Genomic DNA, 13285 nt, shown 5'->3' on the forward strand with positions numbered 1-13285 from the left:
ACGGTGTTAAAACACACGCCGGTTGATTTCAGGCAGGAGGTGCTTTCTTCTGAAGAAAGTCTTGCCGAAAGATGACACATGGCGGAGGGAACACACAATAAACCAAAATTAGGAGGTGTGTGAAGATGGCAGTAATCTCCATGAAGCAGCTTCTTGAAGCTGGGGTACACTTCGGTCATCAGACTCGTCGTTGGAATCCGAAAATGGATCGTTATATCTTCACTGAAAGAAACGGAATTTACATTATTGACCTGCAAAAAACGGTTAAAAAGGTAGAGGAAGCTTACAACTTTGTAAAAAGCGTCGCTGGCGACAACGGCACTATCCTGTTCGTAGGAACAAAGAAACAAGCTCAAGATTCCGTAAAAGAAGAAGCTGAACGTTCAGGTATGTTCTACATCAACCAACGCTGGTTGGGTGGTACTCTGACTAACTTCCAAACTATTCAAAAGCGTATTGATCGCCTGAAGAAATTGGAAGCTTGGGAAGAAGATGGTACTTTTGCAGTTCTGCCTAAGAAAGAAGTTATCATTCTCCGCAAAGAGAAAGATCGTCTTGAGAAATTCCTGGGCGGTATCAAGAACATGAAAGGTCTTCCAAGCGCGTTGTTCATCATTGATCCGCGTAAAGAGCGTATTGCTGTAGCAGAAGCTCGCAAATTGGGTATTCCTATCGTAGCTATCGTTGATACTAACTGTGATCCGGACGAAATCGACTACGTGATTCCAGGTAACGACGATGCAATTCGCGCCGTTAAACTGCTCACTGGTAAAATGGCTGATGCAGTTGTTGAAGCTCACCAAGGCGAAGACACAACAACAGCTTAAGAATTAACCGGATATTATACAAGAACTTAAATGAAAAGGGTGGTTGGCAGGTGGATAACCTCTCACTGCCCTTTTTTTAGGATAATGGACTTGAAATCAGGAATAAAACCACAATTACTTGGAGGGAATAACAATGGCAGTAGATGCTAAAGCAGTAAAAGAACTTCGTGAAAGAACAGGCGCAGGTATGCTGGATTGCAAAAAAGCACTGGAAGAAGCTAATAACGACATCACTAGAGCGGCTGAATTGCTTCGTGAGAAAGGCCTTTCCGCAGCAGCTAATAAAGCAGGCCGCGTGGCAACTGAAGGTACTGTAGAATCTTACATCCACGCTGGCGGACGTATCGGTGTGCTTGTAGAAATCAACTGCGAAACTGACTTCGTAGGCAAAACTGATTCTTTCAAAGAATTCGCTCGTGATATCGCAATGCAAATCGCTGCAGCTAACCCGCGTTATGTACGTCGTGAAGAAGTTCCTGCTGAAGAAGTTGAGAAGGAAAAAGAAATTTTGAAAGCTCAAGCTCTTAACGAAGGCAAACCAGAGAAGATCATTGAGAAAATGGTTGAAGGACGCATCAGCAAGTTCTACGAAGAGTATTGCCTGCTTGAGCAAACTTTCGTTAAAGACCAGGATAAAACAGTTTCCCAATTGCTGAATGAAAAAATCAGCACCATTGGTGAAAACATCTCCATCCGTCGTTTTGCTCGTTTCGAGCTTGGCGAAGGTCTTGAAAAGAAAGTTGACAACTTCGTAGAAGAAGTTATGGCACAAGTTAATCAATAATCAGAAGACAATAAAGTGATTTGTACGGTGAGCTGTATAAATCTATAATAGGTTAAGAAGAACGGGACACGTGCACGTAGTGTTCCGTCTTTTATAAAAAGAGAGTAGAAATTCCATATTTCCGGTATGAGAGTATTCGCGCAGGCCGGAAAGTGGTTAAACTGGGGCCTGAAAGGGCACCATCGCAAAGTGAGGGTAAACATTTGGAACAGCCGGTATTTAAGAGAGTAGTCCTGAAGGTTAGCGGAGAGTCTCTGGCGGGGCAAAACGGATACGGTATTGATGCCGACACGATTATTTCCATCGCGGAGCAGGTTAAAGAAGTCGTTGAGATGGGCGTTCAGGTTTCGATCGTCTGCGGCGGAGGTAACATTTGGCGTGGGATTGCCGGTAGTGCAAGCGGAATCGACCGGGCGACAGCAGATTACATGGGTATGCTGGCTACAGTGATGAATTCACTCGCACTGCAGGATGCGTTGGAGCAGATTGGTGTGCCAACACGCGTGCAATCCTCAATCTCGATGCAGCAAATCGCTGAGCCTTATATCCGTCGGCGTGCGATTCGGCATTTGGAGAAAGGGCGTGTCGTTATTTTTGCGGCAGGTACGGGAAATCCGTTCTTCTCCACAGATACGACAGCTGCACTTAGAGCCGCTGAGATCGAAGCAGAAGTCATTCTTATGGCGAAAAACAAAGTGGATGGCGTGTATTCCGCGGATCCATTTAAAGACAGCACAGCTGAGAAATTTGAACAGCTAACCTACATGGATATGCTGAACAAAAATTTAGGCGTGATGGATTCCACCGCATCCTCTCTCTGCATGGATAACAATATACCGCTGATAGTGTTTGCCATTACAGAACAAGGCAATATCAAACGTGTCGTCCTCGGTGAGAAGATCGGAACGATTATTAAAGGGAGTGTAGATTAATGCCACAATCGGTTAAGAAAAATGCCGAAGAACGCATGGAAAAAGCGATTGGTTCGCTGAAGCGTGATCTGGCTACACTGCGTGCCGGCCGCGCGTCTTCAGCGCTGCTGGACCGTATTCAAGTTGAATATTACGGTTCACCTACCCCTATTAATCAGCTTGCCAACATTAACACACCGGATTCCCGGACCCTGCTGATCCAGCCTTGGGACAAATCCTCGGTTTCGGACATCGAACGGGCAATCATGAAGTCGGACCTAGGGCTGACCCCTGCTAACGACGGAACTACGATTCGCCTTTCCATACCGCCGCTTACTGAAGAGCGCCGTAGTGAACTGGTGAAGTTTACGAAGAAATTTGGGGAAGAGGCTAAGGTAGCCATCCGCAATATTCGCCGCGATGCCAACGATGATATCAAGAAGATGGAGAAGAACGGAATCTCCGAAGATGAATCCCGTGGCCATCAGGAAGATATTCAAAAGACAACAGATAAGTACATTGCTGAAGTCGACAAAGTGTTAGCTGGCAAAGAGAAAGAAATTATGGAAGTCTAAAGAAATTCAAGAGATAAAAGGCCCCTCCGCATATGGTGGGGTTTGTCTCTTTCTGATAAGAGCTTGGAGGAAACGGAAATGATCAAACGGGTTCAAGCGTGGCTGAACCGGGAGGACCGGCCGAAGCCGGCCGGAATTTCTTCAGACAACATCCCCCGGCATGTAGCGATCATTATGGACGGTAACGGGCGCTGGGCCAAAAGGCGCGGACTTCCTCGTATTGTCGGGCACCAAAACGGAATGAAGGCGGTAAAGCGTGCTACAATTGCTGCCGATGAACTGGGCATTCAATATTTGACCATGTATGCTTTTTCGACGGAAAATTGGAAACGCCCGAAAGAAGAGGTTGATTTCCTGATGCGTTTACCTGAAGAGTTTTTGGCACTGGAGCTGGATGAGCTTATCGCCAAAAATGTTCAGGTGCGGATGATGGGGGATACCGAAGCTCTTCCTTCCTATACACGCAGAGCAATGGAAGAAGCAATAGCCCGAACGGCTGGGAACACTGGACTTATTTTGAATTTTGCGTTGAATTATGGATCGCGTAAAGAAATTCAGGATTGCATGCGTTCACTAGGCGAGGATATTCAGGCTGGAAGGTTAGCTCCTGATCAGATTACAGCGGAGATGATTGACAGCCGTCTTCTAACCGGTGGGATTCCCGACCCTGATCTGCTGATCCGGACAAGCGGGGAAATGCGGCTGAGCAACTTTATGCTCTGGCAGCTGGCTTACAGTGAATTTTGGTTTACAGATGTGTTTTGGCCGGAGTTTGACAAAGAACATCTACTGGAGGCAGTGGCCGAATATCAGCGCCGCTCACGCCGTTATGGTGGATTGAAGTAGCTTAATAGGAGAGGGTTGCCTTTGAAGCAGCGAATAATAACCGGGATAGTAGCCGGAGCTTTATTTATTGGTTTATGCCTGCTAGGCGGGTGGTGGTATCATCTTTTACTGACCGCGATGGCACTGATTGGATTTTATGAGTTTGTGAAGATGATTGGAACTTCCCCTTTTGGCGGAAGTGCTCTGATCGGATTTGCAGGTATCTTATATTTTATGATGCCGTGGGAGATGCTTGGGGTTAGCGCGCCCTTGTCTTTGGAACATGGAGTTTGGCTAATAATGTTTCTTCTTCTTGTCATCACGGTATTTACCAAGAACAAACTAGATATTCGAATTGCAGCAATGTTGTTGACAGGCACGGTGTATATAGGAGCCGGCTTCTCTTTTATGGCGATTTCTCGTGCCTCCGAAGATGGTTATGGTTTACTATGGACATTTTTGCTTCTCTCCTGTATCTGGGGAAGTGATGCTGGTGCTTATTTCGTTGGAAGAAGTTTGGGACGACACAAACTTTGGCCGGCGATTAGCCCCAATAAGACTGTCGAGGGAGCCGTGGGAGGCGTATTAATCTCCATGGTGATTTCCATTATTTTTGCCCTTATCGTTCCTGAACAGCTGTCGGTAGGCCGTGCTTTATTGATCGGTCTTTCGTGCGCCTGTGTAGGCCAGCTTGGAGATCTTGTACAATCCGCCTATAAGAGGGTATACGGTATTAAGGATTCGGGGTCGCTTCTGCCCGGACATGGCGGTATTCTCGATCGCTGTGACAGCTGGATTATCGTATTTCCGTTCGTACATATTATTATGTTAATGCCTTATTACTAAACGTAGGAGAAGGTGCATCTGTGAAGAAGATCAGTGTTCTTGGTTCAACGGGTTCTATTGGCACACAGACACTGGATGTTGTGGCCATGCACCCGGAAGCTTTTGAAGTGGATGGATTGGCAGCAGGAAGCAATACTGCACTTCTTCTAGAACAGATTAGCCGCTTTAAACCGCGGCGCGTTTCGGTAGCAACTCAGCGTTTGGCTGATGATATCAGAAGTGTCATACCGGATGGCGTACAGCTCTTTTACGGGTCAGAGGGACTTACGGAAATTGCGGCTGGTGGGGACGCAGACACCGTAGTTACTGCCGTAGTGGGAAGTGTCGGACTGAAGTCCACACTTGCTGCAATCGATGCAGGCAGAAATATCGGCCTGGCCAACAAAGAGACATTGGTTACGGCAGGTCACTTGGTAACAGATCGGGCAGCCCGCAAAGGGATCGCTCTATTGCCGATAGACAGTGAACACTCTGCGATTTTTCAATGCTTGAATGGGGAGAACATCAAGGAAGTCGCGGGGATCACGATTACTGCATCCGGCGGCTCTTTTCGGGACTTATCACGGGAGCAGCTTAAGAATGTCAGTGTAGAAGATGCGCTGCGTCATCCGAACTGGAGTATGGGGTCCAAGATCACAATTGATTCTGCGACTATGGTCAATAAAGGACTCGAAGTGATTGAAGCACATTGGTTATTCGGATTGCCCTATGAACGTATTAATGTACTTCTCCATCCAGAGAGCATTATCCATTCCTATGTAGAATATCGTGACAGCAGTATTATTGCCCAGCTTGGAACACCTGATATGCGGGTGCCTATCCAATATGCACTTACCTATCCACAACGGTGGGATTCTCCGGCCAAGTGGTTGTCTCTGGCTGAAGTGGGTAAGCTGACTTTCCGGGAAATGGACTACGTGAGATTTCCAGCCTTGAAGCTTGCTATTGAGTGTGGTAAAACAGGCGGAACAGCCACTACGGCTTTTAATGCAGCCAATGAAATGGCTGTAGGACGTTTTCTCCGTTCCGAAATTCCTTTCCTGAAGATAGAAGAGATTATTGCCGAAGTCCTGGAGCGTCACGATAATATAAACCATCCGGATCTGGAACAGATTGAGCAATGCGACAGATCGGTACGTGAGCTTGCGGGGCGGTTGTAATCCTATTGTTCACACCTTTGTATTGCCCTGTTAAAAATTAGGTTAGGACTGTTGATTCTCTTGTGCCTGATCGGAGAATAATGATAAATTAAGAGGACATACTTCGGTCTTACACCTAAAGGGGGATGTTACGCTTTGGAAATGGTTCAAGTCGTATTTTTGACGGTGCTCATGTTTTTTGTGCTGGTGACAGTGCATGAATGGGGTCATTATTATTTTGCCAAGCGCGCCGGTATATTGGTGAGGGAATTTGCCATCGGTTTCGGTCCGAAACTGTTCTCTTATAAACGCAATGAAACCCAGTTCACACTTCGGCTTTTGCCATTTGGCGGTTATGCACGGATGGCTGGTGAAGATCCGGAAGTGATCGAGATCGGGGTTGGACAGACCATCGCCGTAAGACTGGGTCAGGATAATAAAGTGAAGACCATTTACCTGGACAGCCTGGATACACGGAGAAATGTGATCCGCGGTGAAGCCCAACATACTGATCTGGAGAATGATCTGGTGATTCGGCTAGATGTGGATGGAGACGTAACCACCTACGCTGTACATCCGCAGGCGATGATGGTCCGAGGAGGACAGCAGACACAAATCGCACCTAAAGACCGCCAATTTGGCAGTAAAACGGTGGGACAACGTGCGCTGGCTATTTTTGCCGGACCTGTGATGAACTTTCTGCTAGCTTTCGTGCTTTTTGCAATTCATCAGCAAATGGTAGGGGTTCCACTGGAAAATCCGACCTATGTAAAAATCGGTGATGTGTCCAAGGGGATGCCTGCGGAAGAGGCTGGAGTGCAAAAAGGTGATATTGTAGATTCGATCAATGGCGAGAAGATTGGTGCCGATTATCAAAAGATGATTGAGATGACCTCTGCCTCCAAAGGTAAAACCATGGAATGGACCATTCTTCGCGGAAGCGAGACCATTACTTTCTCCATGATCCCGCGTTCAATGGAAGGTCAGGAAGGCGGAAAAGTAGGTATAACTCCCGAACTGCCAAGCCGGAAGGCCTCTTTCGGAGAGACGATTACAGGCTCGGGTCACGCAATGGTTAATACAACAAAAGCCATTTTCATGGGCTTTAAACAGTTAGTCAACCAATTCAACATGGATGACATCGGAGGACCGGTCCGTACTTTTGAACTTACGGGTCAAATCGCTCAACAGGGGATAGAGTATCTCACCTCGTGGGCAGCGATTCTTAGCCTGTATCTGGGTATCTTCAATCTGCTGCCGATACCGGCACTGGATGGAAGCCGCCTTGTGTTCCTGGGCGTCGAAGCGCTTCGCGGCAAACCGATTGATCCCGGCAGAGAAGGCATGGTTCACTTTGTGGGGTTCGCGATGTTGTTCCTGCTTATGTTAGCAGTGACTTATAATGATATTTTACGACTGATCAGCGGTTAATATTGTTTAGGGGGATTTCATTACTATGTCTAAAGACAAACAGTTCGTTACCGAAATCACACCGCAAGGTGAAGATTTCTCACGTTGGTATATTGATGTAATCAAAAAAGCCGATTTAATGGATTACTCCCCGGTTCGGGGCTGTATCGTATTTAAACCGGACGGTTATGAAATCTGGGAGCATATCCAGAAAGAGATGGATCGCCGTTTTAAAGAGACAGGACACCGCAACGCCTACTTCCCGATCTTTATTCCAGAGAGCTTTTTCCAGAAGGAGAAGGAGCACGTGGAAGGGTTTAATCCGGAGCTGCCTTGGGTAACGGAAGCCGCTGGTGAGAAACTGGAAGAAAGACTGGCAATCCGTCCGACCTCGGAAACCATGTTTGGACATATGTATTCCAAATGGATTCAATCTTACCGCGATCTGCCTGTACTTATTAATCAGTGGGCGAATGTAGTCCGCTGGGAGAAACGGACAATGCCGTTTATCCGGACCAGTGAATTCCTGTGGCAAGAAGGTCACACTGCGCATGAGACGGAAGAGGAAGCACGTCAAGAGACGATGCAGATGCTGGAGATTTACCGTGACTTTGTAGAAGGTTACCTGGCGATTCCGGTTATTACCGGACAAAAGACACCTTCAGAAAGATTTGCCGGTGCAATTGATACGTATTCCATTGAAGCAATGATGAAAGACGGTAAAGCTGTACAAGCCGGAACCTCACATTACCTGGGTACTAAATTCGCAGTAGCTTTTGATATTCAATATTTGAGCCGTGAGAACAATCTGGAGTACGTGCATACGACTTCATGGGGTACAAGCACGCGCCTCATAGGTTCATTAATTATGGTGCATGGTGATGACCGCGGGCTGGCTCTGCCTCCTAAAGTTGCTCCTACACAAGTTGTTATGATTCCGATCGGGCCTCCAAAAACTCGCGAAGCAGTCATCGGACGGACGGACGAGCTGTTCGCACAGCTTAAGAAAGCGGGCATCCGTGTAAAAGTGGACGACCGCGCTGATGTAACACCGGGCTGGAAATTCAACGAATACGAAATGCGCGGAGTGCCTGTCCGTTTAGAACTCGGACCTCGGGATATGGAGAACGGAGTTTGTGTACTCGTCTCGCGTATCTCAGGAGAGAAAAGAATTGTTCAACAGGACAACCTGGTTGAAGAAGTTCAAACCATGCTGGAGCAGGTGCATAACGAAATGTTTGAGCGCGCACTGAAATTCCGTGAGGATCATTTCTATTCCGTGGATACGCTGGAAGAAATGAAATCCTCCATGGAAGAGAAACGCGGCTTCGCGCTTGCTGGCTGGTGCGGCTCCGAAGCATGTGAATCTCAGGTGAAGGAAGAGACCGGTGCTACCAGCCGTAATATTCCTTTTAACCCGGCTGAGAAGAAATCCGTTTGCATTTGCTGTGGAGAACCGGCCGAGCATACGGTTGTTTTTGCCAAAGCATATTAATATTCCTTCAAGTTTTGTATAGTTAACTTAAGTAGCTTCTGGCGAAAGGAGTCGGCGGGCCGAAAGAACCCAATGCTTTTTGACACCGGAAGCTTTTCATTTGGATTTGTGCGGATTTAAGGTGGGGGGAAGGCATGGAGCATAACGAGGAAAGAAGAAAACGATTCGAATTGCTGATGAAGCAGGGTGACATTCCGCCTGGACTGATGGATCCCTACTTCTTGGATGGCTATATAGAACGAGTGGAGATCAGCCGGGGCAACCGTGACTGGCACATAATCATTATTAAGGATACTCTGCTGCCGGCTCAGATTTATCGTACGTTTTGTCTCCGGATGCGGGAGAAGCTGCAGCACATCGCCAAGGTCAGCTTTTTATTCCAGTATGATGACAAGCTAAGCCGTTCAGATATTTTCCATGAATATTGGGGACTGTTTCTGGAGTGGGTGCACCGCGAGATTCCGTCAGTGAATGGTTGGTTGACCCGTTCGTCTCAGGAGCTCGAGGGGCAGAACCTCCTCCTTACTATGGCTGATTCTACCTCGCTGGAGCTGGCCCGCAAAAAAGGTATAGATAGCGCAATTATACGATTCTATGAAACATATTTTGGATTATCCCTGAAAGTTAAGGTGCAGATGGCGGAGAGTGAAACGCATGCAGATGCCATTGAAGAGTTCCAGCAGAAGCTGCAGCAGGAAGAGCGGCAGTTCATTGAAGAACTGATGACATCCGAACCGGAGCCTCTTCCAGAGGAAACGGACAGCGGTGAGGTTGTTAAACTGCAAGTGGGATATGATATTAAAGAGCCTCCTGTTCCAATTGTTCAGATTCAGGATGAAGAGAAGAAAATTACGATTCAAGGCACAATTTTCGGCTTGGACCGTAAAGAGCTGCGCAATGGCAGCACCTTATTCACTTTCTGCTTAACTGATTTCTCGGATTCACTTCAAATGAAGATGTTCGCTAAAAATAAAGAAGATCTAAAAGTCATGAGCCAGCTTGCCAACGGCAAATGGGTTAGGGCGCGCGGGAAAGTTGAATATGACCGCTTTATGCAGGTTCCCGAGCTCGTTATGATTCCATCTGATTTATCTGAGGTACAATCTCCGCCTCCACGGAAGGACAATGCGCCCAAGAAGCGCGTAGAGTTCCACCTTCATACAACGATGAGTACCATGGATGCGGTCACTCCAATTGATGCCTATGTCAAAACAGCTGCCAAATGGGGCCATCCGGCAATAGCAGTTTCCGACCATGGCGGGGTGCAGAGTTTTCCAGATGCGAATCATGCTGCTCATAAACATAAGATCAAAATGATATATGGCGTTGAGGCCAATGTGGTCAATGATTCGGTAAATATTGTCGAGAATCCTCTCCCGCTGGATCTGAAGACCGCCACTTATATCGTATTCGATATCGAGACCACCGGCTTGTCGATTACCCGTAATAACATTACTGAGCTGGCAGCCGTTAAAATGTGCGAAGGCAAGGAGATTGACCGGTACGCCACTTTTGTGAATCCGCATGAAAAAATCCCATACCATATTCAGCAGCTTACGAATATCACTGACGAGATGGTTAAGGATGCTCCGGATTTGGAGCCTGTACTGAAGCAGTTCGTAGAGTTTATTGGTGACAGTATCTTGGTTGCGCATAATGCCAGATTCGATATGGGCTTTATTCAAGCCTCACTGGTCAAGCTGGGATTGCCAGTACTCACAAATCCTTCTCTGGATACACTGGAGCTGGCGAGACTTTTGTTTCCAAACATGAAGAATCACCGGCTGAATACGCTGGCAGACAAATATAAGGTTCTGCTTGAGAGTCATCACCGTGCGATAGATGATACCGTAGCGCTGGGCGGGATTCTCAATGGCTTGCTTGCGGATGCGGAGAAGCTGAAGGGCATGACCAGGCTGGACCGCCTGAATGACTATGTCGGCAATGATTTGTCGAATACCCGTCCGTTTCACTGCGGAATTTATGCGCTCAATCCAGTCGGGAAAAAGAACCTGTATAAGCTGATTTCTATGTCACATACCGAATATTTCAAACGAGTTCCTTGCATCCCTAAATCGAAGCTCGAAGAGCTAAGAGACGGACTTTTGGTTATTTCGGGATGTGAACGCGGTGAGTTCTTTGAGACTGTCCTGAACAAAACCACTGAAGAAGCTATAGAGGTTGCCCAGTTCTATGATGTCCTGGAGATTCAGCCTCTGACCATGTACATGCATTTAGTAGATAAGGGGTTTGTTGCGAGCCCAGAGGATTTACGGAGCGTAGTGCGGAAGATTTGCGAAATTGGTGAGCAGATGAATAAACCGGTTATTGCAACCGGTAATGTGCATTATCTTGAACCACGGGACAAGCTATATCGCGATATAACGATCCACGGGATAACCGGCTTCAGCCCTTTGAAAGACCAGCGTAAACCTGATGCCCATTTCCGGACAACGGATGAAATGCTGGAGGAATTTGAATTCCTGGGCGCGGAAAAAGCAATGGAGGTCGTCGTTACCAATACCGTGGAGCTGGCTGACCGTTTTGAGGAGTATGAGCTATTCCCGGACAAACTGTTCACACCGAATATCGAAGGGGCAGACGAAGAGATCCGGGAGACCTGCTATAATACGGCCAAGTCTATTTATGGAGAAGAGCTTCCTGAGGTTGTTGTAGCACGGCTTGAGAAAGAACTGGGGCCGATTATCAAATACGGCTTCTCTGCCAACTACTTGATCTCCGAGCGTCTGGTTAAAAAATCGAACCGAGATGGCTATCTGGTAGGTTCCCGGGGTTCGGTTGGCTCTTCCGTTGTAGCTACCTTCCTCGGCATTTCTGAGGTTAATCCGTTGCCCGCCCATTATATTTGTAATAATTCAGATTGCCGCCATAGTGAGTGGTTTCTGGATGGCAGCGTGCCAAGCGGTTTTGACCTTCCGGATAAGGCCTGCCCGGATTGCGGGAATGCACTTAAGGGCGAGGGACAGGATATTCCATTTGAAACCTTTTTGGGATTTAAGGGCGACAAGGTTCCCGATATCGATTTGAACTTTTCGGGGGAATATCAGCCGAATGCCCATAACTTTACCAAAACCATGTTCGGGCCAGATAACGTGTTCCGTGCCGGGACAATTGGTACAGTAGCCGAAAAGACAGCTTTTGGCTTTACGAAGAAATATGAAGAACATCATCAGAAGCAGTGGCGCGGCGCCGAGGTAGGACGCCTTGCTGCCGGTTGCACCGGCGTCAAGCGGAGTACGGGCCAGCATCCGGGTGGTATCGTCGTAGTTCCGGATTATATCGATGTTGAGGACATTACACCTGTTCAGTTCCCGGCGGATGATGTCAACGCCGAGTGGAAGACAACTCATTTCGATTATCATGCATTTGATGCCAACCTGCTCAAGCTCGATATTCTCGGTCATGATGATCCGACCATGATGCGGATGCTGCAGGACTTGACCGGGGTAGATCCAACATCTATTCCGATGAATGACCCCAAAGTAATGAGCATGTTCAATTCTACGGAAGCACTTGGTGTATCTCCTGAACAGATCCGGTCGCCTGTTGCAACCTATGGTGTTCCGGAAATGGGAACCAAGTTCGTCCGTCAGATGCTTATTGAATCGAAGCCGACAAGCTTTGCCGATTTACTGCAGATTTCAGGGCTATCCCACGGTACAGGCGTATGGCTGGGCAATGCACAGGAACTGATCAAGAACAATACGTGCAATATTAAGACTGTGATTGGCTGCCGGGATGATATCATGCTCTTCCTGATCTATAAGGCGGGAATGGATGCGGGTCTTGCTTTCAAAATCACAGAGAGTGTACGTAAAGGTAAAGGGTTATCTGCAGAATGGATCGAGGAAATGAAGAAGTGTAAAGTACCGCAATGGTATATCGATTCCTGTCTGAAGATCCAATACATGTTTCCGAAGGCGCATGCTGCTGCTTATGTTATCTCAGCGGTGCGTACCGCCTATTTCAAGCTATATCATCCTATTGAATATTATGCTACGTACTTTTCAGTCAGAGCGGCCGATTTTGACATTGAGCTTTGCTGCAAGGGTTATGAAGCGATCGGACGGCAGATCGTAGAGATTGAGCAAAAGGCTTTCCAGGCTTTGCCGAAAGAGAAGGCGATGCTGCCAATCCTGGAGATGGCTCTTGAGATGACCGCACGCGGATTAACCTTCAAGAATATTGATCTTTACCGCTCCGACGCTACCAAATTCACAGTGGACGGTAGCAGTCTGATTCCACCGTTCTCTGCTTTACAGGGAATTGGCGAGAATGCGGCCTATAATATCGCTGCTGCCAAAGACGCTGGAGAGTTTCTGTCGATCGAGGATTTTCAGCAAAAATCAAAAGCCAGTAAAACGGTAATCGAAACGCTTACCTCGATGGGATGTTTCCGGGGGTTGCCGGAAAGTAACCAGCTCTCACTGTTTTAATCGTCCGGGAATGTGG

Annotated in this window: 10 protein-coding genes; all 10 read left to right on the forward strand. The window is 47.4% G+C overall.

Features of this window, described 5'->3' with window-relative positions; genetic code table 11:
* Positions 1–125 precede the first annotated feature (125 nt).
* The 10 genes from rpsB to ACAN55_RS00310 all read left to right on the forward strand — a co-directional run bounded on the left by rpsB (position 126) and on the right by ACAN55_RS00310 (position 13269).
* On the forward strand, positions 126–827 hold the full coding sequence (rpsB, locus tag ACAN55_RS00265) for a 30S ribosomal protein S2 (RefSeq protein WP_379126590.1): 702 nt from the start codon (positions 126–128) through the stop codon (positions 825–827).
* Between the two features lie 133 nt (positions 828–960).
* Complete coding sequence (tsf, locus tag ACAN55_RS00270) at positions 961–1611, forward strand: translation elongation factor Ts (protein ID WP_379126592.1); 651 nt, start codon at positions 961–963, stop codon at positions 1609–1611.
* A gap of 203 nt (positions 1612–1814) precedes the next feature.
* Positions 1815–2543: a UMP kinase gene (pyrH, locus tag ACAN55_RS00275; RefSeq protein ID WP_379126595.1), complete on the forward strand. Its 729-nt coding sequence runs from the start codon at positions 1815–1817 to the stop codon at positions 2541–2543.
* Complete coding sequence (frr, locus tag ACAN55_RS00280) at positions 2543–3097, forward strand: ribosome recycling factor (RefSeq protein WP_379126597.1); 555 nt, start codon at positions 2543–2545, stop codon at positions 3095–3097. Before pyrH ends, frr begins: the two co-directional genes overlap by 1 nt.
* Before the next feature lie 78 nt (positions 3098–3175).
* Positions 3176–3943 carry an undecaprenyl pyrophosphate synthase gene (gene uppS / locus ACAN55_RS00285; protein WP_379126599.1) on the forward strand — a complete coding sequence of 256 codons (768 nt, stop codon included), beginning with the start codon at positions 3176–3178 and terminating at the stop codon, positions 3941–3943.
* Between the two features lie 21 nt (positions 3944–3964).
* A complete protein-coding gene (locus ACAN55_RS00290) occupies positions 3965–4768 on the forward strand; it encodes a phosphatidate cytidylyltransferase (RefSeq protein ID WP_379126601.1) in 804 nt (267 codons plus the stop codon).
* A 20-nt stretch (positions 4769–4788) separates the two neighbouring features.
* Entirely contained in the window at positions 4789–5928 is a 1140-nt protein-coding gene (locus ACAN55_RS00295) for a 1-deoxy-D-xylulose-5-phosphate reductoisomerase (protein WP_379126603.1), read from the forward strand.
* Between the two features lie 135 nt (positions 5929–6063).
* Positions 6064–7338 (forward strand): RIP metalloprotease RseP, encoded by a 1275-nt coding sequence (gene rseP, locus ACAN55_RS00300; RefSeq protein WP_379126606.1) that lies wholly within the window; start codon positions 6064–6066, stop codon positions 7336–7338.
* A 25-nt stretch (positions 7339–7363) separates the two neighbouring features.
* Positions 7364–8812: a proline--tRNA ligase gene (proS, locus tag ACAN55_RS00305; RefSeq protein ID WP_379126608.1), complete on the forward strand. Its 1449-nt coding sequence runs from the start codon at positions 7364–7366 to the stop codon at positions 8810–8812.
* A 134-nt stretch (positions 8813–8946) separates the two neighbouring features.
* Entirely contained in the window at positions 8947–13269 is a 4323-nt protein-coding gene (locus tag ACAN55_RS00310; RefSeq protein WP_379126610.1) for a PolC-type DNA polymerase III, read from the forward strand.
* Positions 13270–13285 lie beyond the last annotated feature (16 nt).

The organism is Paenibacillus oryziterrae (assembly GCF_042610485.1).
In the GTDB taxonomy this organism is placed as follows: Bacteria; Bacillota; Bacilli; order Paenibacillales; family Paenibacillaceae; genus Paenibacillus_AQ.